Origin of the sequence: Paenibacillus sp. 2KB_20 (genome assembly GCF_052115765.1) — a bacterium.
Lineage (GTDB): Bacteria > Bacillota > Bacilli > Paenibacillales > Paenibacillaceae > Paenibacillus_AQ.
The window spans coordinates 24,693-47,088 of sequence record NZ_JBFRHH010000019.1; the positions used below are offsets into that span (position 1 = coordinate 24,693).

The window sequence follows — 22,396 nt, forward strand, 5'->3', positions numbered from 1 at the left end:
TTTTTTTAGTACTGCACTGCAAATTTAGTCAATATATTCTAAAGACATGATCGCGATGGCTTCTTCTATTTTCAGGGAAGGAAGAAATGGATATGCCGATACGTCCGCCTATCTTGCAGAGCGGCGATACCGTTGGAATCGTTACCTTGGGTAGCCCACTCGCTGCAAACATCATTAATGCACGAATCGAATATTTGAAAGCAACGGGGCTTAATGTTGTTTTGGGTCAATATGTATATGCGCAGAATGGATTTCTTGCTGGCACAGACGAGCAGCGGGCTTCCGATTTAATGATGATGTTTCGAGATGAGCAGGTCAAAATGATACTGCCCACAAGAGGCGGTACAGGAGTGGCCGGAATTCTTCCGTACCTTGATTATAATGAGATACGAAATCATCCAAAAATCGTTACGGGTTACAGCGACATCACGGTACTATTAAATGTACTGCATCAATACGTGGATCTAATAACATTCCATAGTCTGCTGCTTATTGACTTCAAACCCGAAACGCCCGCTTATAATTTCGATCAGTTTTTTTCTGCGACATCCGTATATTCATTAACCCGGTCCATCTTAAATCCACAGGGGATGCCGCTGATAAGCCGTGTTCCGGGCAACGTTACGGGGCAGCTTGTAGGTGGTAATCTGACATCGTTTGTCGATACGTTAGGCACGCCTTTCGAAATCGATACAAGGGGGAAGATTCTCGTTCTTGAAGAAACACACGAACCCACCAATACCGTCTACAGGTACTTGAATGATTTGAAGCTTGCCGGAAAATTTCGTGACTGCATCGGCATTATTATGGGAGAATGCTCAGGCTGCCAGGCGGCTTATGGCAAATCCTATGAAGATGTAATCAACGAATTTGTTGTACCTCTCGGTAAGCCGCTTATAACGAACCTTGCTACAGGTCATGGTGTTTATAAAACCGCTTTGCCGATTGGCGCAACCGTTAATCTCGATTCAGTTCATAATAGAATAACTATAGTTGAACCTACCGTCAGCGTTTGACATCGGAAAAGACGATGAGCTGTGTCATGTCTAGCGACAAGCCTCGCAGCGCGGAGCCTGCAAAGAAAGTCCTCTGCCCTTATAATGATGTACGGTTCAGACTAACAAGCTGTAAAAAAACAGCCTTGGCCGACGAACGGCCAGGGCTGTTTGCAAGTTTACATACGTGCGAGTCGACAACTTTGTTTGCAAAGGAGCTAACATGATCCCTGTTGTCTGCTCATCGACCTGTGTATGGATAGGATAAACAAGGTCGATGAACAAATGGATCTGTTCCCGAAGTTTGGCTAAATTATGGGCAGCAGCTTATCGCAAAGGGTGTCCTCATCGATCCGTCAATATGCTGCTTGCTCATACAAATCAACAGGCAATGCCTGCACGAACGGCGACCAATCGCCCGTTGTGTATACATGAAGTCGGTGCATGGCCCGCGTACATGCTGTATACAGCAGTTTGCGATCATTTTCCCGGCTGTAAGCTTGAGGTGATGCATCATAAATCAGAACCGCATCAAACTCAACACCCTTGGCGAGATATACGGGAATGACCATCGCTCCTTTTTCAAAGGTAACCGTCTCCTTCGTAATGAGCTGCAACGCTTCGCTTCCTTGCACCTGTAACGACTCAAAGGCTGCGCGGCTTTCAGCCGCAGTCTTCGTTGGCCAACATTTGCTGGAGCAGTTCGTCGCCAATCGTTACGATCGCATCAAACAAATGGCGGATTTGTCCATTGTGAAATATGGACGAATTGATGCTATCTTTAACAACGCTGGTATTATGCCCACAGCTCCGCTCGCTGAGAACAGAAAACAAGAGTGGAAAGCCATGTTGGACGTAAATATTATGGGCGTTTTGAATGGAATCTCAGCCGTTTTACCAATCATGCAAAAGCAGCATTCCGGAAAAAATTATTACAACATCTTCGGTTGCTGGTCATGTTGTTTATCCAGAATTCATCATGAAGAGAATCGAAAGTGGGTACAACAAAATTCTGCAAACCCTGAGCTCAGCATGAAATCCGAAGATATTGCAGATGCGGTTGCTTATGTAATAGGAACACCAAATAGCGTATCCATAAGCGAAATGGTTATTCGTCCAACAAAGCAGCCTATTTAAATACATCTCATGATTCAGCGAGTGGGTTTATTAGCAACCATGGAAATTAACATCTTTATCAAGAAAGAGGTTGTCCTTCAAGTCACAAAATGTGACCTCGGGCAACCTCTCTCTCATTTTACAAGCTCTGTCCAATTCGAAGGTGCAACGGGCTCTGCCCAAGTCAGAGAAAGCAACCCTTTCGGGTGCTATGGAAAGCTTAAACGGCTCTTAATGGTTTGTTTAGATAAAAAAGTTTCCTATAGAATTTCCGTGTTCTTGTGTTGTCACACAAATAGCTCGACACCAAGGAAAAAGAGAAAGCCGCTAACACTTGTATAAGCACTGAGGAGGTATTGTTTGGAATCCTTATTGAGGCGTCTTTCAATAACGGATCGGAATGCATGTAGAATAGCTATTACAAGAATAACGTCCTGATAAGCCGATAGTCTCCATTCCATAACAAACCTCATGTAGAAAAGGCCGATTAGAAAAACAACTACAATGATGGACTCCCCAATTAGATGAAATCGATTAATGTGCTTATACAGCAGCCCATCTGAATCGTAGGATACCTTCAGCTTTTTTTTGATCCATAAGTACCCGGACGAAACGACGATCGCATACAAAATGATACTGAGTAGGAACATTCTAAAGTCCCCCTTTCCCAAAATAGAGGCCAGTATCACTCAAGACCTGACTTGCTTCATTTTTTCAAATTACACTTATCTGGCAATAGAGGTTTATCATTCCTTTAAACTACACTATTTTCTTATTTGAATCAATGCGTAAACAAAACAGCACCTATGGAAAACAAGGTGCTGTTTTGAGTCTGAGTCCAATGATTGTTCCAACAATATCTGCTTCTTAAGCGCCCATCAAAATTTTTCAGGAAATTGTTTGACAATGCCTACCGTCAGAATATCCGCTAAATGATTCATATGGATCTCGTTTTTGTCAGTTGCTGCAATATCCGCTTTCCAATCTCCTTTGATACAGCTAACGACGATTTCCGTAATCAACTGAAGGTGCGTATACAGCATATCTTGCAGCGTTTTAAACTGCCAGTTCGGATTCGCTGCGCTTAAAAATTTGGCGATATCGTCGGCGTTTCTATGCCAATCTGCCTCTAACTTGGTCACATCTGCCTGATTGCCCGCTTTGGCAGCGTCTACAATTTTCACTGCGATCAGAATATGCTCTCTTAGAAGATCAGCCAGCTTATTGCCTGCGGCTTCTCCATAATATGGCTTGATTACATTGCCTATGTCCTGCTGGTTCCGCAATAGCCGGTCCAATACATCCTTCTGATCAGGTCGATTGGATATGGCGCTGACAATATAGCTTCTTGTCCATATTGTGTGGTCGATCCACACTTTCTGCATATCGGTTTTTAGCTGCACCATTTTGGGACTTAGGCAATCCTTCTCCTTAGCAACCTTCGCTTGCACAGGTACTACTGGCGTCATGGCAAAAACTAGCGCCAAGGTTAACAGTATTGCCACCAATCCGTTGAAGCATCCCATTTTATACAGAGGATGATTTACGAGACAGCTGTCATTAGATACAGGTTTCAATTAACAAGAAAAAACACTCGTAATGGAGTATTTTTCTACCGGACTACTTTAATTACAGGAACCCATAACTCGACTTTTTTTTCTTCTGTAAACACCTGTTTTTCTATACCTGCTTCGATATCAGGACCTACTTGTATCACTGGCCCTTCAACTTGCTCATACCCTGAGGAAGGAAACCATTCTCCATAAATACGGTGCCATTTCTCCTTCCCCCACGGGACCATAACTTCAAATACGACCCATGTCATAGCTGGTACAGATAATTTAGAGAAGTATTCTGGACAGGGTTCTGTTGAAGCAACTCCCATGTAATAATCAAAATCTTGCTTCAGTCGTATTGCATCTCCAACATTCACATGCAAAATTCCATATGGTTCTAAATTGTTAAGTGTTTTCAATAAGTTGTACGTTTCCTTGTCTGTTGATCCCCAGACCTGTGCCACACCAGGATGTTCTCCAGAATCTACTGGTGTAACTCTATTACTTATCCCAACCACTTGAAATGCGTCCTTTTGCTCAATTCTAAACCTCATGGGCTCACTACCTCCTATTGATAATCGAAAGGTCATTGGAGGAAAAGCTTGTAGTGAATGGCTGGTATTTCTTGCCTCTGTTGGTGTAATTCCATGTAATCCTTGAAAAGCGCGAGTAAATGCGTCTGGAGAATTGTAACCGTACTTAATGGCAATATCGATCACTTTGACTGTTCTGTCCTGCAAATCAAATGCTGCGAGCGTAAGACGTCTGCGGCGAATATATTCTTGAAGAGGAATACCTGCTAAATATGAAAACATTCTTTTGAAATGAAAAACCGAACAGTAAGCACGTTTAGCTATCTCTTGTTCATCAATCTCATTCTCGAGATTCTGATCGATGTAGTCTAATGCTTCATTTAAATTTTCGAGCACATTCATCCAACGACCTCCCTTCATCCTAAGAATAGCAGGGAATGATATCAGACATCCGGCAGATCCTGTTCAATTTCTGCAGGGTGACAAACAACTCTATGAAGTTTTCAGTGCATACAGCTGCGAAATTATCCGATCGAGTCTCTCTTGGATGAGGATCGCTTCCACATATCGGGCAGGAATCCCATCATATCCGTAGTATATACCTGCCAACCCACCCGCGATGGCGCCGATGGTGTCGGAATCTTCTCCTAGATTTGCCGCCTTCTGTACGACTCCTGCAAAATCTGATGTATGGAGCAAAATATGTAGTACCCACCGGAAAGTATGCACCACAAAACCGCTTGCCGGGCAATCCGGCTGTGCTTCAATGATGCCTTCGTATTCGCTTCCCACCACCTCGGCCATGATGGCTGCTCTTAAATTTTCGCCCTGTAGAAGGCGTTGCGCCATTCGATTGTACAAAACGCAGACTTCGGCGCACCTTGGATCATAATGCGTCATCCGTGACTGCAAGATTGTCACTCGGTCAATATCCAGCAGGTCCTTATAGGCAAGAGCCACCGGCAGGCAGCGCATGAGGGATCCATTCCCACCGCTTTGCCCCATATCCATGTGCGCAACAAAGGCCGCTTCAAACCAGTCTCCCTCGTATTTTTGAAAAACATGACGGATGATATTCCCTATGTCTTTGGGCCGTGATTGGTACCATTCCATAAAGAAACGCCCGATCGCCTCCAGCGGCTCATCAGGGTTTTCGAGTATCCCTTCTGCCACGCAAAGCGTCATCATCGTATCATCGGTCACTTCCCCCGGTTCCAACTGCCACACCCCGCCGCCGATAATCTCCGTCAAATAGCCGTGCTTCTCCTTAATCTCTCGCTCGCTCATAAACTCCGTCGTTCCACCAAGAGCGTCGCCTACAGCCACTCCATACAGGCCGCCCTTGATGCGATCATATAATTTGTTATCCATGCAACCACCTCATACTCATGTCGGAAAAGAAATCAAGCAGTGTTTCTTCACGGTCATCGTAGTGAACGGATAGGAATTGTAATGTCTTGGTTTATCCGGACCGGGGCAGCTTCCCGGTACATTACAATTTCATAGGTTTCCAGCTTGGGAGCGAAAACTCGTACTTCATAGTAATCGTCCTGTTCGCTTCTCACTCGTGCTTCCCCTGAATCTATCCCGATGCCTTTATCGAAACGCTCCTGTAATTCGGGATTTAAACTTGCTTTGGCTTCAGGGTACATTGCAAACAAAATACCCAAACGCTTGTTATGATCGTTATTTTCCTTTTTAATTTTCAACCGTAAATAGTCGTTCTTGTAACTCGCCCCGATTATCGTTAACTCCTGGTCTTTAAAGCGGACTTTCTTTGGATACGTTTCGTCTAGCGAAAGGGTAAACGATCCGCCCGGGCTCTTTTCTGTCAGTAGCACTTGATCCAAGTGCAGCGTAAGAGAATTCACCGACTCATCGAAGTAAGGGGAGCCGGTAAACATAAGCTTGTTGCCGTTCATCCGTTTCCCACCGGGAACATCCACCATGTTCTGCGGGGTGTCCGTATGCAATTGGTACTTCTTCCCCTTATCATCCGTTACAAATGGGGCGGCTCCAGAATGGCCGAATAACAGATAGTAATCCGCTTCATCCGCGATTTTGATATCGAGATAGGTATTGGTCGGTGTAATTTTTATATGCTCCAGCGTCATTTCCCGCAAATCCGGATCCCCCGCCACCTTGACGGTCTGATGAATCGGTATGATCCGATCCTCCAACCAGTCCGTATGATGAAAAGGAACACTCATCTTGAGTATATCTGTTGTTTGTTTACCGTCTTCATCAACGTAGGGTCGAATACCGATTTCAAATTGCAATTCTTTAGGGTTTTGGTTTAAAAACATGTTGACATCCTCTGGATTTACTTCACCAATCCGGCTGATGACCAGTATCGGCTCCTTTGCATCACCGCTCGATTCGATCACAACGCTAGCGCTGCTGCCTCCATCAGCAATTTCAGGAATATTTACGGAATAGACCGGTGCTTCCCTGTTAAGATCTAAACTGCCGTCCTGTCTTTTAAAGACATGTTGTTTCAAACGGTCGGATTTAATGAACACTTTATATGACAGCCTATCGCTCGTCAAATATACATCGCTGATGCTGACTGTCACCCCATCAAACTGTTTCACGACAGGTTCAAACGGACTGTAGCCATGGGATTGGGCGTTCTCAACGCCATCATGACCGCGCAGCGTGTCCAGCCAATCCGAAACGATGGAGAAGCCGGGAATCCCTTTGACCATAGCGGCAAGAGCCGGAGACTTCTGCACGGTGAAACCCAGAGATAAGGCCAATACCATGCAGGCTGCAGCTATTGTATACCTTCTTCTGCCGCTTCGCTGCCGGGGCTTCGTCACCACCATGTCCTCCTCCGGCTGCTGATAACAAAGCGGTACCTCCTTGGCAAATTGAATTAAAGAATCAGGAAGCGGAATTTCATCTAACGATTGCTGTATATTTTTCTTCAGCTGCCGTTCATCCTGGTTTAACATTCGATCACCTGCTCCATTTTTAGTCGGGATGCCGTTTGGCTCAGCTTTAGTCTGGCGGCATGAAGCCGCGATTTAACCGTCCCGGCCTTGATGCCCAGAACGTCGGCGATCTCATCGATGGACAGCTCCTGGTAATAATACAGCGCAATGACGGATCGATGGTGGATGTCCAGTGACATGACGCATTCCAGCAGTTCGGATCCCCTCTCTTTTTTCAGTACGGCTTCGAGTGGTGATTCATGCTCGTCCGGAAGCTCCAGCTCATCGATATTTCCCGAAACATTAGCGTGGCGTGACCTTTGTCTGACCAGATCCAATGCACGGCAGGCCGCCAAATGATTGAACCAGGATTTGAAATTCCTTATTTTTTTCCCTTTGATAATGGCTTGATAAGCTTCGATCAGCGTGTTCTGTACCGCATCCTCAGCCAAATGAGTGGAGCGCAAAATAGCCGCGGACGTACTGTATACTCGGCTCAGCAGAGGTTCCACCAGCTTAAAAAAAGCATCTTTATTGCCTTTCCGGCACAACTCAAACAATCGTTCTTCGCTTTCCATCCTGTCAACTCCCAAAAGTACTATACAATAAAGGCGAACAGAATGGAGGTTCGGTTCATTATTTGTGCAAAAAAAAAACAGAAACGGCACTGATGGCCGTTTCTACTTCCTGCATATGGTTGGCTTTTACTGGAGCTTAATCCTCATCTCCAACTCTTTCAAAAACGTAACAGGCGTCATTCGCTTAGTCATCACCTGAAGGGCCGCATTTCGATCAACCGCCGGGAATTCAAGTTCGTAGCGGTAGACACCGTCTTTTAAGCCGATCAATTCCTTACGAGTTAAATCCAGGGCCTTTCCATTTTCCACGAGCCAAGTTCCAACGTTTTGAATGGATGCCGTCTCCCCTTTGATCGACAACGTTAGCACGGTCCGGTTCTTTTCGAATTTCACACCCGTTACGGTCATGGTTCCAATCTTGCCCTGATCCAGCTTAACCGGATAGGTATCCGATAGCTTCGCCGTTACGGTGGCTTTTTGCGCTAACTTTGTACTTTTATCATCATAATTGCCTCCTACATAGGGCTTGATGATAAGTTCCTTCGGTTTGCTCTTTAATGCCCCCAGTTTCTCTTTATAATAACGGTCAAACGTGCCGTCCGGTTTTTCGCGCATTTTGTCTTCCGCCTGAATACGGTCGTAAATCCATCCGTTGCTATCCATGACGACATAGTTCATAAGCATAATATTGCGGTCCATTTTCGGATCCATATTTTCAGGGACATTCCGTGAAATGACATATTCCATGAATTGCGGAGTAGCTGTTAAAGATTCCAGTTCAAATACGGCTCCCCCGTATTCCTTTATAATAGCCGGATTCAGCTTGAATCCGGAGCTTCCTACGCTTTGCCCTGCTTCCGCTTGGGAAGCCGCATGAACGGCGTGCGACGACAAAGTTCCTCCGATTAATAACGCTGCACTTAGATATACAATGGTTGTTTTTTTCATGATTATTTCCTCCTTTATCTGATGAAACAAAACACATATCCGGGCTCCTTTATCAATTTGGACCAAGATGGTGCATTGTTGTTTCTACACTATAGGCGAAGGAAATAACAAGAAGGTTCAGACATGAATCATTTTAGTCCGATGGATAGATTGCAAGTCACGCCATACTGACCGTAGCTTCATGGGCTGCTTGTGCTGGAAGTTAATCACCAGAAAATGAAGAAGAACCGACTCATTTTTCATAGCCGGCTCTTTTGCATCAAACCTTATAAATATCGCGAGATTATATCTCTTGTGCAGTAAGTACGTTATCCGGCGCTTTTTGGTTCATAATCGGCACCATGACCAGTGCTCCAAGAAGAAATAGGAATCCGGCTCCGCCATATATCGTACTCAGCGAAAAGGCATCCTTTAACGCACCAGCGAAAGACATGGAAATGACCATCATGCCTACGAACATCGGATTCAGAACCCCATTCACCCGACCGACAATGGAAGCATGTGACCATTTCAGGATCATGGTGCTGATTCCGATATGAATGCAAGGGAAAACAAGCCCATTTAGAAATTGAACGGTCAGCGTGACCGTAACGCTCGTCGAATAACCGACAATGGCTGTGCAGACCGCGCCTGCCAGCATGCCTATTGCAAGAAGAACCTGCGGCGGAACCCGCTTCGCAAAGACGGCAACGATCCCCCCGCCGATCAGCATGGCTACGCCATTCACCATCAGCAGATATTGCAGGAACTCCTCGCTCCTACCCAGCCGCTCCGTTACGATAAACAGGTTGAGAGCTTGGGCTACGCCAACAGCAAGTCCTGCGAGAATGAACGCGAGTCCGAGCATGCGCAGCACTTGGCTTTGCCAAACATAGCGGAAGCCTTCCGCGAAATCTTTACGGAATTGCCCTTTGACTGCGGCCGTTTGAGATTTCATATTATCTTCAGGAAGGCGAATCAGGACGAGTGCGGAAAGCAAAAAGACCACGCCCATCACAGCGATGGATGTTTCAAGGCCAAACGTGCTGTAAACGAAGGTGCCAAGCATAGGGCCAAGCACCATGAAGATGGCCATCAGCGATTGGAACAAAGCCATCCCTTGCTGCAGTTGTTCTTCAGACACATGATACTTAAATAACCGCATACTTGAAGGTTGCGAGAACTGCGAAAGAATAGCCGAGATGAATGCGACAAGGTAGACGGATTGCCAAGAACCGTAATGTATGGTAAGAAGCACTACGAATACCGATACCGCGGATAATAAATCGCACCAGATCATCGTTCGCTTTGGCCTCCAGCGGTCCGCAAATGTACCTCCGATGAACGAAAAAACAAAAATAGGTGCGAATTCTGCTACGCTGATAAGCGAAATGGCGTATGGATCGTTATTTGTTCTATCCGCAACATACAGGAGGATCGCGAAATTACGTACCCAGATGCCGATCTGCAGGAGTACGCTTGATAATAAAATCGTCTGCAGGAACCGATTGCGTAGAAGGCTTGGTGCATTGGTGCTTTTGTCGTGCCTATTCAATCTTTTCAACCTCCAATTTGTCTTTAAAAGATGTCCGCCTTGATTATGGGTATGTCTCTCCTTTCCATTCCTTATTATAAGGACCTCATTATCGTTGACCTCCGCCTGAAGACTGAAATCTATAACAATTGCTGCGCTATCTCCCAGACATGTCCTGCCGGATCTGTGAAGGCAGCAGTGCGTACCCCCCATGGTCGATCCACTGGACCATTAAGTAGAGCAACACCTTGTTTATTCAATTCATTACATACTGCATCCACATCTTCCACCCTAATGGTAAACTGGAAACGAGATCCGGATTCTCGGCTTGCAACTGTTCCAGGATGGATCAGACCGTATGCCTCGGAAATATTCAGGAGGTTAATGCTCATATTTCCGAAATCAAATACTGCAGACACTTCGTCTTCATATGTGGCGGAAAATCGAAATACTTCTTGATAGAACGCTCTCACCCTTTGCAAATCCTCCACAAACAACGTTATAACATCTACATTCATCGACCCTAATGTCTTCATACGTACACTCCTTCAACAATCAGATTAAATGGAAGGTTTTACACTATCTGATTTGAACCAGCGTTTCCCGTTAACGTCAGTTGGTATTTGGAAAAATCAACGCCATCAGGACCGTGCATGATAAACTCCCGTGTACCGTCCGGCTTCATATCAAACTGCTGAATAGTCATCGTAAAACCTTGTGGCCCCACCACTTCGATAGGTGTTCCTCTTTCGTCCAAACATCAAACACAAGATCACGTGAAGCATCAAATACGCGGGTGATCACAATCTCGCATTCACCTACTTGCGTCGCAATTTTGTTTGTTGCATTTGTTTTGGTTCATGTCCATCCTTCCAATATGAATTTGACTTGTTGACAACTCCTATTTTCGATCATAGCAAATTAATAATGCATGGATTTCTTTTAGATTGCTCTTTTGAATAACACAATGATTACACTCGAAAACGCCCAGTTTCCTTAAATAATTGATTCAATAAAACTGCCCGTTATCTTCAGGTTTGGCTTCCAAGGCCGATTGGAATTAGAGTATCATCTGCTCAGTTAGAATATAATTTTTTTGTCTATATCCGCTGACAAAAAAAGCCGCGATTTCCGCGACTTCGTATGTGTATGTGTTCTTGTCTCTTACAAGTGCCCTGCGACTATTCGGCGCTTCTCGTTCACTTGCCTTCCTCATCGGCTGAGGGACCGTAGATGCCCGGCACCGGAATATCAAGCAGCCGCAAATATACCCCGAGCTGCGCCCGATGGTGAACCATATGGCTTAAACCGAAGGTGCGAAGCGCGACCGCCCGCGGTTGGCGCAGAATGATATGGTCGCCGTTCCGCAAGGTCCATTCCTCTGCGAGCGCTTTCTCATCGCATTCGGCTAACAGCTGTTCAAGCTTGATAACGTTCGCGTCAAATTCCTCCAGCATGTCTTCGCGTCTTTCCAAAGCTTCCCGCCGAAGCGGCACGGTCGAAAGATCGAATTCCGGGTAAAGAAAAATCGCGACTTGCCAGTTCAGCAAGTTGATCAGGTGCGTGGCGAGCCCGCCTAACGTCATGGATTTGACGTGCGGTTTCCACGTCATATGCTCCTCGGGTAAGCACTCCAGGATGCGGCGCGTATGGGCCAATTCGTGCAGAGCGTCTCCGATGATCAGTTGTTTCACCATAAATTCCCACTCCTCCCTAATATGGTTAGCATACTATAAATCCGATCGAGTGAAAAGGCTTGTCTCGGTCGTTCGGCATCCGATAACGGACTACATTTCCAGAACATATGTCCCGCATTCGAGGACTCAGTAATCCCCGTCATCGGCCGCTGGCCCAGGAGCAGACGGCTGATCGCATCCGCGTTATAGCCGAAGCCGTGCCAGCTACTACTATTATCAGTATGATATCAGTCTTTATCTTCGTATTCAGCCCTTAAGTACGTTAAAATCTCCAAGGTACTCGGTTTTTCTTCGATGGCCCTCCGATACGGAAAGGCCATCTGCCTGCAATGAAGGAAAGCACGGAACTAGAGTTGACCGGTCTGTGACTGTTTATTTTTCACAGGCGCAAACCAACCGAGAAGAGCTATCGCCACCAAGACACCATAGAAAATAATGGTCCAGACTGTGCTATGTGGGAAATCATGATTTAACACTCCAATATCTTCATGGGCCAAAGTAATCACAGCGAGCTTGACACCGACCCATGCCACGATGGCATAAGCCGTGGTCTCCAGTGCTGGCCGCTGCGCAAGCAGCTTTACAAACCATGTGGCAGCAAATTTGATCAGAACGAGCCCGGCGATTCCGCCAAGCACGACAACCAAGAATTGTCCTCCGTCCATACCGCCGAAATCCGGAAGCGGGGAATCTGGGAGACCCAGTGCCAAAGCCACTGCAGCAAGAATGGAATCAATTGCAAAGGCAAGATCTGCAATAGCAATTTTGCTTACCGTTGGCCAGAAGCCTTTACCGGCAGCATCTTTCTTTACGTCCTCGCGAATATTCGTGTTTTCCTTACCGAAACGCGCTTTGATGATGTGCTTTAACCCGAGGTATAGAAGATAAGCAGCTCCGATCGCCTGTATTTGCCAGACATTCGCAATAAACGATATTGCAAACAGAGCAGCGAAGCGAAAAACAAAAGCCATAATGATCCCATAATTAATAGCCTTCTTCTTCTGGTCCTCCGGTAAGTGCTTCGCGATCACTGCCAGTACAAGGGCATTATCCGCCGATAGTAAACCTTCCAATCCAATTAGAATTAGTAATGCCCAAGCATACTCCAACCAAAGTGATTCCAACAGTACTTCTCCCCTCTTAACTGAGAAATTTTATGGTTAAACCTCTGACTAAAACAACTAAGCTCCAGTTAAAGCAGCAGAGGTTTATTCCAGTTTTGATTATGCCATGACTCCCTTTCGTTATTACGTTGTCAAGTAACGTCTCGTTTCATTCATTTATGGCCCAACTTTTCAATTTACTCTCTACAAGGCGACTCCTCGATCAGAAATCAAAAATCCCCTTTTCCAAGGGGATTTCCTTATGTACTCTTATTTCCGCCAAAAAATTGAACAGTCTGCCTTACCTACAATTAAACTCGATCATTTTCTCAAGTAAAAAGAAATCAACCGGACTTTCCTACCGGATACGTATCAATTCTATTGATTATCCTGAAATGTTATTTGATATCTAAAGGAATGGATATAGTCTTATCGTACGTTTTAATATATTGAAATCCTTCCAGTAGCAAGTGTTCTGGTTTATCCCTTGTGTTAAATGAATACGTCTGCTCCCACAGGATGTTACCGTTATTCAGATCCCAAGGTCTTGAAGTGGACATCGATGATACGGGAACTGTGTTACCAGCTGCTAGTATGGATAAATTATCCGTTTCCAAGATTGTAAATTGTTTTCTGGCGATAACGATGTCATAACCTGTAGCGGTTTTTGTTACACTTCGAATCCATAACTTTTCTTCGCCTATCTTGATCGATTGATCTGATGGTGAGGCAAGGGAAATCGCTTCTTCCACTTTCTGAAATCCTTCGAATGCTTCGAGTATGAGTTCAATGGTCTTAACCTTCTCTGTAGGAAGTACATCAAATTCAATTTCGAATCCTGGGATGCCCGCTTCACCATTATGATTCGACCGCATTCCCCAGCGCTTTAATTCTGTTCCATTCACATATAGCTTTGTTTTCTCTGATATTCTCGGGTAACCCTTATTCTCCAGTTCATAATGTCCCTTCACAATCGTTGAGGTTGGTGAAGCCGTAATGGAGTCATAGTGAATCGCCCCCTGATCGACAGGAATGGATTTAGATATTTTCTGTTTTACAATGCTCTTCATCGCTTTATTCGCTTCAAACTTGAAGGAGATCGGATAGGAAGACCGTTCCCCATTATCCAACCACTTACTGAATGTAACAGTTAATGTTCTGGAGAATGGACTAACAGGCTCGAATTTATATACTCCCTCATATTGCGATTCGCCTTTGTTATAATGGCCGCTCCCTTCTTTCGGATCTGAATCAGTCAGGAACCCTTGCAATTTATCTACATTGTAATCAAACGATCCATCGGTATCAATAACGGAGCCTACGGGAAGCTTAATGGTGTAATACATTAGAAATGCATTATCGTCTGAAATAACACCATTGACAGTAATAATAGTGCCGTCATCAAACGTTTTGCTCTTATTGACCGCTTGTCCGTACCCATGCTCCGCCACTTCAGAAAAGCTGAGAGCGATCAATTCGTTTTTTTCAAGCAACTTGGCTCCATAATAAGCGAAGGCAGGATATTGATACATTCCGGCAATCAGAAGGAGGGCTGCTGCAGTTGATGCAATCCAAGGCAGAGCTATATTCCTTTTTCTTTTTTTGGCTGGCACATTCCGAAGTGCATTGCGGAGTCTGTTCTCAAGTTCTGATGGGGCTTGTACCATGTTAAAGCTCTGTTTGTACTCCTGTAATTTCTCCTCGATCGTTCTCATAACGATCACCTCCAATCAAGACTTTGAGCTTTTGTATTCCTTGTGACATTCTTGATTTGATTGTTCCAAGCGGTGCGCCCGTCATGTCCGCAATCGTCTGATACGGCAGGTCGTGGATATAACGAAGTTCGATTACTTCCCGTTGCTTTGCAGTCAGATGAGATAACAATAGCTGCATATCCATCTCAGATTCTGTTTTACGATATGGATTATCGTCAGTGAATCCATCAAGGGATGATTCTTGTTCCTCTTCCATTGGAAGAAATCGCTTCTTTTTACGAAGTAATGTTTTGCACCGATTAACGAGAATGGTTTTGCTCCAGCTATAGAATGCTGCGCCATTTTGCAGATGACCAACCTTTTCATAAATTGTAACGATCATGTCTTCCATCGCATCCATCGCATCGTGCTCGTTCCCCATATATGAATAAGCAAGACGATAATAAGCGTCCTGATCAGCCATGATTAGTTGTAATAAAGCTTCCTTGTTGCCTCTTTGGGCTTGTGAGACAAGACGGCTTACTTTCATTTTCTCCCTCCTTTTCATAGATAAGAGATGACTGAGGTGATAAAAGTTCATTTGGCACAAAAAAACCTCCGCAACTATGTCAGGGAAATTCCTACATCCCTGGAAGGTTGCAGAGGGGAAATTGTTCCGGTACGGATTTCTTGGCGATATTAATTTGGGTTCGGGCACATATTTCAGAACTAAAGCCTCATCTATATGTGCATGTTCTGACCTTTTCTTACATACCTATGAGAGAATACTCATGTTTTCAGGCGAAAGAAGGGATATCATGAAGACAAGATGGGGCATTGCTTTGTTGCTCTTTATGATCGCGGCTATAATTCTGTACCGGCAAGTTCATGATCGTCCCAAAGTAGAAGATCTTTATACCGATGGGCAGCTTCGCATGGAAATACAAACCGTTCACTCTGTTGCAGAACCCATGAAGGAGTCGTCCTTTCAGGTTTTCATTACCGAGCTGCCTGAGAAGCCCGTTGTTAACGCCGATATCAAACTCAACCTCAAGATGCCAGATATGTTTTGTGGTGTGTTCCCCGCCGTAATTGTCGAATCAAAGCCGGGTGTATACAGTGCAACGGCCGTACCTGTTATGCAAGGACTTTGGCAGGCGGAAGCGGTCCTTCGTTGGGAGAATGAATATGTCACGGTGAAGACGTTGTTCAAAGTTCGCTAGTCCTGCTTACCATAACCATGGGTGAATTCCCGGAATCCATCCGTTAGCGCTTAGTCCCTTTAAAATAGACAGCATTCCCATTGTAAAGGCCAAAATCCCTCCGAATTTGCGCATTCCTCTGCGCCACTTTTTCGTTAGACTGCCGGCAGACACCGCCGTTAGGAGCAGAATGGGAAAAGTCGAAAGTCCAAATACCAGCATGATCAAGAGGCCTTCCAGACTGGAACCGGATGCCGCTGCATTCATCTGCATCGCATAGGTCAAACCGCATGGAAGAAAACCGAGCAAAAGGCCGGTTAAAAATGTCGCTAACAACTCATACCGCTGACCAAGCCGTTCCAATTTCAGGTGAAAAAAAGAGTGTCTCGGCAGATGAGCGTTATAAATGGGCAATGTGTACCGACGAAATGTCCACAGCAGAATGAGCAGTCCGCCAATGATGCTGGCCGCTCCTTGGAAACCTACAAAGCTGCCAGCCACATCCAGAAAGGAGCCCACGATCCCCATAAAACCTCCAATCACCGTGTACGTTGTCACTCTGCCAGCGTTGTAGGCTAACACAGAAGCAAGCGGAGAACTGCTGGTTCGAAGGGCCAAAGACGAAACGATCCCCCCGCACATCACCAGGCAATGCGGCGCCCCCATCAAGCCTGTCAGTGCCACTAACAGCAATCCGCTCCCCGTCAAGGCCATGCTCTTACACCCCGCTGTACCCATAACTGGGGGCCAAGCGAATGACCTACAACCAGCAAAGAGCTGACTTCCATACCGGTTGGAATCTCTGCTTTTGGCTTCAAATCCTGTCCGAGCCTTCCTCCATCTATTTTCGGTTTCCCCCACATACGTAATATCGTTCCAAGAAGCATTCCATCCCCCTTCCCGGCCACATTATATATGCCGTTCTTCATAGGATTGCCGCATCCATTCATTGTATGAAGGTGCGCAAATATTAAGAATAGCTATGAGGCTGCGTGATTATGGGGTTGGAGAAATTAGAGCTAGGTTTTCTACTAATATATTGATAGGTTACAAATTATGGTATATGCTATAAGCACTACAACTGAAGAGGTGCATATCCTAATGAAAAAGACTTTTGTATTACTTTTGATGCTGGCATTGTTCATTCCGTCACAGGCTTTTGCAGCATCCGTTTCTACGTCTGAGATTCATAAACTGTACTTTAAGGACTATAACGCACAGGTGAAAAAAGTGAAGGCTGCCCAAAAAGCATACAAGCACCCTGTGTGCGTGAATGTGACCTCGCTAACCACTCAATTTAAACAACTTTCTACTGAATATAACAGCCTTAAGAAGGCTAAAGCCAGTAAAGAAGCGTTGAGCCAAGCGAAAATGTCACTTGATAAGGCAAAAAAAAGTCTCAGCGAAGCAAAGAAAACTTGTAGCAAGCAGACATCCGACATGAAAAAAAGAAGCAACGTCATGCTAAAGAAATTGAACAAATACAAATCCGACAGCATTCAAGAGATCAAGTCTTATATGCAAGGCAAAAGTAAAATGTCTTCGGAAGAGTTCAGCAAGTACATATCTGGAATGAACACTTATATCAATACCAGCATCGAAGAAATTTTAGTTTTCCTTGGAGCACCAGCGGCAGGTTGAATCCTGTCGCTTTTTTTATTGCAAACTTATTGAGTTCAAGCCAAACGCTAGTCCCACATCGCATACCCTTATATGCCACACCACTCATTACATATTCATGCTTTCAACTAATGTGGTCCGAATACCGGGGCTAATTTAGATGCAGACAATTGCTCACTTAAACCGAAATATTCACAAAAATTCATAATCATCGGATTCCATTTCGAAGGATCAATATAATTTGATTGGCCATCTATAAGAGGATTTTCCTCGATATGAACCTTTTCGATATGCACTTCGATGGCAACAAGTGAACTTGGTTCTTCAAAAGGATGGAGCTTTACAAACCTGGCTTCCAGATGGACGGGGCATTCTTTCACACGCGGCGCTTGAACAAGCTGGGACGGAAGTTGATTTAACCCTGCGACACCAAATTTATTCGCCTCGAACTTATATCCCCTCTCTGCTTTCGACTCAGGGACTGGGTTGCGACCTGTCAACAGGGTCAGACGATCAACTGCGGGAATCAAGTCAATCGACGGGAGATTAAGCACACACTCACCTTCACGGATCATATTTTGCACAGTCTGAGACTTGCTGCTCATTCCAAGCATACATGATTGATTGAGCCACCAGGCAGAGGACATCGGAGCCAGGTTGGGGGTGCCGTCTTCGTTGATCGTACTTATCAACACGACCGAAGTCCCGAAATAGTGGATTTTGGGGTTGATTACTTTATGCATAACAAATTCCATCTCCTCGTCATGATTTTTAAGTAATGTATCACAAGCTCCTTGTTGGAGGATAGGGATATGGAATAAGACCGCAAGATATAAAAAGTGGGTGATGATTGAAAACAGCCGACCATTAGGCCGGCTGTTACGTGTCATTTACTTATCACTGGTTTGTTTGTTGCTTCTGCGAGCGCAGGGCCATCAATAGAGCTACAGCGATGAGCACGAACGCGGCAAATGCCAGCATCGGAATCGTCAACCAGCCGAACCAATTCAAGTAGTCATTCAAGCAGGAGACCGGCCCGCATGCAGCAATACCCGACTCTTTGGGGAGCTTTTGAATAATACTATGATATGTAGATATGCCTCCGCCAATGATAACCAGGGGCAGGATATATGGGACGATGTGCGTCTTTTGCCGATATGCTGCGATTCCCAAAACAATGACTAATGGATACATGAAGATCCGTTGATACCAACATAAGACGCATGGCGTAAAATGCCATACTTCACTAAGAAACAAACTTCCGCTAGTTGCTACAGCTGATACAGTCCATGCAAAAAATAACCAAACTCCTGTTTTATTCATTTTTCAAGCTACTTCCCTTCTATTCCATTCTTGTTCCAGCAGCCTTACGACTCGGTATTATTACATGATTTTCTCATTTTCTCTTAATTATCTATATATGAAAATGGCTCATTCGGGCTATATGTGATCATGAGTCAAAAAAAGACTGCCGGTCATATTTACCGACAGCCTTCTTAAGATTTTCATTTTCCATCAATACAATACAATCATCCAGGCATTGGGGTTCCCTGATTCCAAAAAGCCAATAGTCTGTCATGGTTGAAACGTGGCCAGCTGGCGCAGCATGTTCGTAATATTGCCTCGGTGGTAGGTGCCATGGGAAGTTCTTTGATTCTTCCCAGGATTGTTTGGTTGGCCCATGTGTGGTAGTTATACTTTTCTACTGATTGATTCGTCATTCGTTCCATCAAGTCACGGATAGTTATTGTTCCGAATGCTGCCGAGCCAGCTTGCTATTAGGTTCCCTTAACATTTCAGCTCTGTTTTGCCCATTTTCAAAAAAACATTGCTCTACTCATCCGCGCCGATGTTCACAGTGTCTCCTTGCACTCTTGGCTCACCGTCAATGTCCTGCGTTCCGATGATCGCGTGATCCGTCGAACCAGCATCAATCGCTGGGGACGAAGACTGAAGATGAAAATCGCCTTCGGGAGCATTTACGAATTTAGGATCCATGAACAAAGAATGCGCATCGTTGCCGGTTCCCGCTTTGTATGCGGAGAAGCCAGTATAGTCTTTGCTCTTCCATGTCCAGAATGCATCTGCACTACCGCCTGGAGAATAATATAGATTGTAATCCACGACGTTTCCTGAATTTTTGGCATATTCATTGTAGATCAGCACGCCTGTGGAACTGGCCACAAAGATATTGTTCTTGATCACGTTATTTCTCGTATCATACTGGACATAGAGCTGGCCACTACCATCACCTAAAATATCGTTATTGTAGACGGTGTTGTTTACGACTTTACAATTCACCGTTGAGCCCCGCTCCTCGTCGTATCCACCCATGGCGATCCCCGTCAACCGGTTATTGTGCACCATGTTGCTTCGAATCGTAATATTGCTGGTGGATTTGCCCGCATGCTCGGAGGCAATTTCAATGCCGATATCATTGTTGTAGCTGTAGTTCTGCTCAATGATGCTGTCTTTGCCGCCATCAACATAAATACCGCCAGCTGAGTTACTGTTATTCGGGATTTTTTCCCCATAAGAAGGATTATTGTTGGAAGAAATGTTGTATATCCGATTACCTTTCACCAAGCCATTTCGGGCCTGGTCGTATGCTTCTTCCGGCGCTGTCCCCTCGAAACCGATAATATCGATCCCGATGTTGTCGTTATCGTGAATGAGATTGTTCGTTACCGCGAACTTATCTACATTACCATTCAGTACCAGTGTCTCACTGGAACCCAGGACAAGATTGTACAGCTCATTACCATGAATCGTAATGTCATGAAGCGATTCCGGAGCTTTGGTGCCATATACGGCGATACCATGAGCATCTCTTCCAAGCAAATCGCTGCCGGTTGGTGTGACCGTGCTCTTGATATCGTGGATCTTGTTGTTGGTCAGATTAATAAAGCCGCCTGAGCCTTGAACATAGATTCCAACAGGCACCGCATTTCTGGAAGTCGTCGTATAATTGCGAATCTCCAAGCCCTGAATAGTAATGTAATTCACATCTTTTATCTCGATTAGCCCTTCGATCCCGTTGACTGAAAGTCCAGCACCATCAATGATGGCTTTCTCCGAACCGTAGTTCGTGAAAGTAATGGGACCTTGTGAAGCTGTCCCGGAGCGTGTTATCTTAAGCTTCTGATTGTATACGCCGTCCCGAACGTAAATCATGCTACCCGGATCAGCCTCGTCAGCCGCATGCTGCAGCGTCTTCCATGGCGCACGGATCGTCCCTGGATTGGAGTCGCTGCCATCGCTGGCGACATAATATTCTGTACTGGCTGCCGACACGGCGGTAGGTTGCACATTTCCAGAATCTAAACCAATTACAGTCATGCTCAATCCCACGAGCATAGCCTTTACTAATTTCAACATCGTTCCTCATCTCCCATCTGTTCATATTTATATTACATTGAGGTCATCCATGAAGTCACGACGAATATGGAAAAAGCCAAAAAAGCCGCCCACAAAGCACGACTTCTTGTGCATGTATACCGTGATCCCTTTGAGATCTAATTTCTATTTATAAATAACTCCTTTCATTTTGATCCTTTAATTGGAGGCAGTGCGATGTTTCAAGACATGTTTCGGCAATATGCCTGATTCTTTATAAAGAAGCTTCCCATCTTTGAAAATAAGGGTGGTCGGTATGCTCATAATCTGATATTGGGAAGATGTCGCCGGGTTATCGTCTACATTAACTTTAACTACTTTAATGGAACCTTTTGCTTCCCTTTCAAATTCCTCAAGAACGGGTGCAAACATTCTGCACGGACCACACCAAGAAGCCCAAAAATTCACTACGGTTACTCCTTCGGTTTGGATCATCCCTCTAAAAGTAGAATCTGTTGCGTGTTGAATCGCCATCACTATCATCCTTTCATCTTCTTGGTCTGACTACGTAACACGTGCGTAGTCTCGATCAAATTTTTCTTGTGTACATGCTTTGATCTTGCATTCGAACCAGTACTTTGCCATAACGACCACTCTGTCGGATGGTTACTCTGCCGGACGGATACGCTTGCTCCAAATAGTCTGCAACCAATTTCCGATTCTGATCATCTGCAGCAAGACCGTGACTGCGAAGCCAGTTCATCATTTCTTGTAACGCCGCTTCTCTTGTAACTTCCGTCGTTTTCGTTTCCCGTGTGATAAGGGACTCATAGGAATAGCCTTTGAGATACAGCAGATGAAGCAAATATCCGAACTCCAAGTGCTTCGATTGGAAGGGCTGACCGGTGATGAGGGGCCAGATTTCATTCACCAAACTGAGCTCCATAGAGCCTGCCGGCATACTGATATAACAATAATCCCGGGCGCATTGTAAAATCTTTTCGACGCTATCCCAATCCAGAATGACCGGACACATCGAAACAAAGACAAGATTGAAGGCATTGTCCCAGTCTCTGGCCAGCACGTCAATATCTTCAAAAGGTTCCGGTACAATCTTCACCTGGTCATCGGCGAATTTTGTGATATTTTCCTTCAGCAATTCGATCAATGGCAGAGAGGATTCTACGGCAGTTACGCGGGCCCCTCGCTCTGCAAACGGCACCGAAAATACTCCCGAAGCGGCGCCAATGTCCAGTACAGAGGCGTTGTCGAATTGAACCCCTTGTCCTTCAAGCCAATTCATGATCCGTGTGGTCCGTTTTCTTCCCTCTTCATTAAATGATTGCTCATTGAAGGTCTTCGCCTTATGATCAAAGGTTCGGGTCGGGTCGATTCCGGTCTTTTTTATCTTGTTCACAACGCGTTCGCCGTGTTCTTTCCATGCCTTCTCCCAAATGGCTTCATTAAAAAAATCGTTCATAACATCCATCTCTCTTCCGCTATAATTTCTGAGGGCAGTGAAAAGCCCGCCTAGCCGCCTCCAATAAACTCCACATCGAATGTTGGTTG

At 45.1% G+C, this 22,396-nt stretch carries 24 protein-coding genes and 2 pseudogenes; 4 read left to right on the forward strand and 22 right to left on the reverse strand.

Annotated elements, in window-relative coordinates; translation table 11 throughout:
* Window positions 1–92 precede the first annotated feature (92 nt).
* Window positions 93–1,016 carry a S66 peptidase family protein gene (locus AB4124_RS30795; protein ID WP_441975197.1) on the forward strand — a complete coding sequence of 308 codons (924 nt, stop codon included), beginning with the start codon at window positions 93–95 and terminating at the stop codon, window positions 1,014–1,016.
* Window positions 1,017–1,351: 335 nt separating this feature from the next.
* Here AB4124_RS30795 and AB4124_RS30800 read toward each other — a convergent pair.
* Window positions 1,352–1,675 (reverse strand): annotated as a pseudogene (locus AB4124_RS30800) (ATP-binding domain-containing protein); the annotation flags it as partial.
* A gap of 10 nt (window positions 1,676–1,685) precedes the next feature.
* On the opposite strand from AB4124_RS30800, the gene AB4124_RS30805 reads away from it, so the two are divergent.
* Window positions 1,686–2,132 carry an SDR family NAD(P)-dependent oxidoreductase gene (locus AB4124_RS30805; RefSeq protein WP_441975198.1) on the forward strand — a complete coding sequence of 149 codons (447 nt, stop codon included), beginning with the start codon at window positions 1,686–1,688 and terminating at the stop codon, window positions 2,130–2,132.
* 266 nt (window positions 2,133–2,398) lie between these two features.
* On the opposite strand, the gene AB4124_RS30810 is transcribed toward AB4124_RS30805, so the two are convergent.
* The 13 genes from AB4124_RS30810 to AB4124_RS30870 form a co-directional block, all read right to left on the reverse strand.
* Window positions 2,399–2,761, reverse strand: coding sequence for a DUF4181 domain-containing protein (locus AB4124_RS30810; protein WP_441975199.1), 363 nt, complete (start codon window positions 2,759–2,761; stop codon window positions 2,399–2,401).
* Window positions 2,762–2,989: 228 nt separating this feature from the next.
* A complete protein-coding gene (locus AB4124_RS30815) occupies window positions 2,990–3,637 on the reverse strand; it encodes a glycosyltransferase (protein WP_441975233.1) in 648 nt (215 codons plus the stop codon).
* An 86-nt stretch (window positions 3,638–3,723) separates the two neighbouring features.
* Window positions 3,724–4,602, reverse strand: coding sequence for an AraC family transcriptional regulator (locus tag AB4124_RS30820; RefSeq protein WP_441975200.1), 879 nt, complete (start codon window positions 4,600–4,602; stop codon window positions 3,724–3,726).
* 90 nt (window positions 4,603–4,692) lie between these two features.
* Window positions 4,693–5,571: an ADP-ribosylglycohydrolase family protein gene (locus AB4124_RS30825; protein ID WP_441975201.1), complete on the reverse strand. Its 879-nt coding sequence runs from the start codon at window positions 5,569–5,571 to the stop codon at window positions 4,693–4,695.
* Window positions 5,572–5,624: 53 nt separating this feature from the next.
* Window positions 5,625–7,157 carry a DUF4179 domain-containing protein gene (locus AB4124_RS30830; RefSeq protein ID WP_441975202.1) on the reverse strand — a complete coding sequence of 511 codons (1,533 nt, stop codon included), beginning with the start codon at window positions 7,155–7,157 and terminating at the stop codon, window positions 5,625–5,627.
* Window positions 7,151–7,714, reverse strand: a complete 564-nt coding sequence (locus AB4124_RS30835; RefSeq protein ID WP_076321556.1) for an RNA polymerase sigma factor — start codon at window positions 7,712–7,714, stop codon at window positions 7,151–7,153. The genes AB4124_RS30830 and AB4124_RS30835 overlap by 7 nt, the downstream gene beginning before the upstream one ends.
* A 126-nt stretch (window positions 7,715–7,840) precedes the next feature.
* Window positions 7,841–8,662: a hypothetical protein gene (locus tag AB4124_RS30840; protein WP_441975203.1), complete on the reverse strand. Its 822-nt coding sequence runs from the start codon at window positions 8,660–8,662 to the stop codon at window positions 7,841–7,843.
* Window positions 8,663–8,945: 283 nt separating this feature from the next.
* Window positions 8,946–10,196: an MFS transporter gene (locus AB4124_RS30845; RefSeq protein ID WP_076321558.1), complete on the reverse strand. Its 1,251-nt coding sequence runs from the start codon at window positions 10,194–10,196 to the stop codon at window positions 8,946–8,948.
* A gap of 119 nt (window positions 10,197–10,315) precedes the next feature.
* Window positions 10,316–10,711 (reverse strand): VOC family protein, encoded by a 396-nt coding sequence (locus AB4124_RS30850; RefSeq protein ID WP_076321559.1) that lies wholly within the window; start codon window positions 10,709–10,711, stop codon window positions 10,316–10,318.
* Window positions 10,712–11,374: 663 nt separating this feature from the next.
* Window positions 11,375–11,872 carry a DinB family protein gene (locus tag AB4124_RS30855; RefSeq protein ID WP_379405992.1) on the reverse strand — a complete coding sequence of 166 codons (498 nt, stop codon included), beginning with the start codon at window positions 11,870–11,872 and terminating at the stop codon, window positions 11,375–11,377.
* Between the two features lie 347 nt (window positions 11,873–12,219).
* Entirely contained in the window at window positions 12,220–12,996 is a 777-nt protein-coding gene (locus tag AB4124_RS30860; RefSeq protein WP_339290251.1) for a TerC family protein, read from the reverse strand.
* A gap of 377 nt (window positions 12,997–13,373) precedes the next feature.
* Window positions 13,374–14,588: a DUF4179 domain-containing protein gene (locus AB4124_RS30865; RefSeq protein ID WP_430112367.1), complete on the reverse strand. Its 1,215-nt coding sequence runs from the start codon at window positions 14,586–14,588 to the stop codon at window positions 13,374–13,376.
* A 55-nt stretch (window positions 14,589–14,643) separates the two neighbouring features.
* The gene (locus tag AB4124_RS30870) at window positions 14,644–15,219 is read right to left on the reverse strand and encodes an RNA polymerase sigma factor (RefSeq protein ID WP_441975204.1); all 576 of its coding nucleotides are present in this window, start codon (window positions 15,217–15,219) and stop codon (window positions 14,644–14,646) included.
* A gap of 268 nt (window positions 15,220–15,487) precedes the next feature.
* On the opposite strand from AB4124_RS30870, the gene AB4124_RS30875 reads away from it, so the two are divergent.
* Window positions 15,488–15,892: a FixH family protein gene (locus AB4124_RS30875; protein ID WP_441975205.1), complete on the forward strand. Its 405-nt coding sequence runs from the start codon at window positions 15,488–15,490 to the stop codon at window positions 15,890–15,892.
* A gap of 6 nt (window positions 15,893–15,898) precedes the next feature.
* On the opposite strand, the gene AB4124_RS30880 is transcribed toward AB4124_RS30875, so the two are convergent.
* Window positions 15,899–16,585 carry a sulfite exporter TauE/SafE family protein gene (locus AB4124_RS30880; RefSeq protein ID WP_441975206.1) on the reverse strand — a complete coding sequence of 229 codons (687 nt, stop codon included), beginning with the start codon at window positions 16,583–16,585 and terminating at the stop codon, window positions 15,899–15,901.
* Window positions 16,576–16,800 (reverse strand): hypothetical protein, encoded by a 225-nt coding sequence (locus AB4124_RS30885; RefSeq protein WP_441975207.1) that lies wholly within the window; start codon window positions 16,798–16,800, stop codon window positions 16,576–16,578. The genes AB4124_RS30880 and AB4124_RS30885 overlap by 10 nt, the downstream gene beginning before the upstream one ends.
* Before the next feature lie 172 nt (window positions 16,801–16,972).
* Here AB4124_RS30885 and AB4124_RS30890 point away from each other — a divergent pair, with 172 nt between their 5' ends.
* Window positions 16,973–17,512 carry a hypothetical protein gene (locus AB4124_RS30890; protein WP_339265256.1) on the forward strand — a complete coding sequence of 180 codons (540 nt, stop codon included), beginning with the start codon at window positions 16,973–16,975 and terminating at the stop codon, window positions 17,510–17,512.
* 107 nt (window positions 17,513–17,619) lie between these two features.
* On the opposite strand, the gene AB4124_RS30895 is transcribed toward AB4124_RS30890, so the two are convergent.
* The 6 genes and pseudogenes from AB4124_RS30895 to AB4124_RS30920 all read right to left on the reverse strand — a co-directional run bounded on the left by AB4124_RS30895 (window position 17,620) and on the right by AB4124_RS30920 (window position 22,307).
* Window positions 17,620–18,234, reverse strand: a complete 615-nt coding sequence (locus AB4124_RS30895; RefSeq protein WP_441975208.1) for a flavin reductase family protein — start codon at window positions 18,232–18,234, stop codon at window positions 17,620–17,622.
* Window positions 18,235–18,388: 154 nt separating this feature from the next.
* Window positions 18,389–18,814: a disulfide oxidoreductase gene (locus tag AB4124_RS30900; RefSeq protein WP_076321569.1), complete on the reverse strand. Its 426-nt coding sequence runs from the start codon at window positions 18,812–18,814 to the stop codon at window positions 18,389–18,391.
* Window positions 18,815–19,049: 235 nt separating this feature from the next.
* Window positions 19,050–19,135 (reverse strand): annotated as a pseudogene (locus tag AB4124_RS30905) (DinB family protein); the annotation flags it as partial.
* Between the two features lie 189 nt (window positions 19,136–19,324).
* On the reverse strand, window positions 19,325–20,869 hold the full coding sequence (locus AB4124_RS30910) for a right-handed parallel beta-helix repeat-containing protein (protein ID WP_441975209.1): 1,545 nt from the start codon (window positions 20,867–20,869) through the stop codon (window positions 19,325–19,327).
* A 177-nt stretch (window positions 20,870–21,046) separates the two neighbouring features.
* On the reverse strand, window positions 21,047–21,361 hold the full coding sequence (gene trxA, locus AB4124_RS30915) for a thioredoxin (protein ID WP_430112374.1): 315 nt from the start codon (window positions 21,359–21,361) through the stop codon (window positions 21,047–21,049).
* Window positions 21,362–21,416: 55 nt separating this feature from the next.
* The gene (locus AB4124_RS30920; protein WP_441975210.1) at window positions 21,417–22,307 is read right to left on the reverse strand and encodes a class I SAM-dependent methyltransferase; all 891 of its coding nucleotides are present in this window, start codon (window positions 22,305–22,307) and stop codon (window positions 21,417–21,419) included.
* Window positions 22,308–22,396: the final 89 nt, after the last annotated feature.

Excerpts from the sequence above, each read along its gene's own strand:
- AB4124_RS30795 (WP_441975197.1), top strand. The coding sequence starts at position 93 with ATGCCGATACGTCCGCCTATCTTGCAGAGCGGCGATACCGTTGGAATC.
- AB4124_RS30810 (WP_441975199.1), bottom strand. The coding sequence starts at position 2,761 with ATGTTCCTACTCAGTATCATTTTGTATGCGATCGTCGTTTCGTCCGGG.
- AB4124_RS30815 (WP_441975233.1), bottom strand. The coding sequence starts at position 3,637 with ATGGGATGCTTCAACGGATTGGTGGCAATACTGTTAACCTTGGCGCTA.
- AB4124_RS30820 (WP_441975200.1), bottom strand. The coding sequence starts at position 4,602 with ATGAATGTGCTCGAAAATTTAAATGAAGCATTAGACTACATCGATCAG.
- AB4124_RS30825 (WP_441975201.1), bottom strand. The coding sequence starts at position 5,571 with ATGGATAACAAATTATATGATCGCATCAAGGGCGGCCTGTATGGAGTG.
- AB4124_RS30830 (WP_441975202.1), bottom strand. The coding sequence starts at position 7,157 with ATGTTAAACCAGGATGAACGGCAGCTGAAGAAAAATATACAGCAATCG.
- AB4124_RS30835 (WP_076321556.1), bottom strand. The coding sequence starts at position 7,714 with ATGGAAAGCGAAGAACGATTGTTTGAGTTGTGCCGGAAAGGCAATAAA.
- AB4124_RS30840 (WP_441975203.1), bottom strand. The coding sequence starts at position 8,662 with ATGAAAAAAACAACCATTGTATATCTAAGTGCAGCGTTATTAATCGGA.
- AB4124_RS30850 (WP_076321559.1), bottom strand. The coding sequence starts at position 10,711 with ATGAAGACATTAGGGTCGATGAATGTAGATGTTATAACGTTGTTTGTG.
- AB4124_RS30855 (WP_379405992.1), bottom strand. The coding sequence starts at position 11,872 with ATGGTGAAACAACTGATCATCGGAGACGCTCTGCACGAATTGGCCCAT.
- AB4124_RS30870 (WP_441975204.1), bottom strand. The coding sequence starts at position 15,219 with ATGAAAGTAAGCCGTCTTGTCTCACAAGCCCAAAGAGGCAACAAGGAA.
- AB4124_RS30875 (WP_441975205.1), top strand. The coding sequence starts at position 15,488 with ATGAAGACAAGATGGGGCATTGCTTTGTTGCTCTTTATGATCGCGGCT.
- AB4124_RS30880 (WP_441975206.1), bottom strand. The coding sequence starts at position 16,585 with ATGGCCTTGACGGGGAGCGGATTGCTGTTAGTGGCACTGACAGGCTTG.
- AB4124_RS30885 (WP_441975207.1), bottom strand. The coding sequence starts at position 16,800 with ATGAAGAACGGCATATATAATGTGGCCGGGAAGGGGGATGGAATGCTT.
- AB4124_RS30890 (WP_339265256.1), top strand. The coding sequence starts at position 16,973 with ATGAAAAAGACTTTTGTATTACTTTTGATGCTGGCATTGTTCATTCCG.
- AB4124_RS30895 (WP_441975208.1), bottom strand. The coding sequence starts at position 18,234 with ATGCATAAAGTAATCAACCCCAAAATCCACTATTTCGGGACTTCGGTC.
- AB4124_RS30900 (WP_076321569.1), bottom strand. The coding sequence starts at position 18,814 with ATGAATAAAACAGGAGTTTGGTTATTTTTTGCATGGACTGTATCAGCT.
- AB4124_RS30910 (WP_441975209.1), bottom strand. The coding sequence starts at position 20,869 with ATGTTGAAATTAGTAAAGGCTATGCTCGTGGGATTGAGCATGACTGTA.
- trxA (WP_430112374.1), bottom strand. The coding sequence starts at position 21,361 with ATGGCGATTCAACACGCAACAGATTCTACTTTTAGAGGGATGATCCAA.
- AB4124_RS30920 (WP_441975210.1), bottom strand. The coding sequence starts at position 22,307 with ATGAACGATTTTTTTAATGAAGCCATTTGGGAGAAGGCATGGAAAGAA.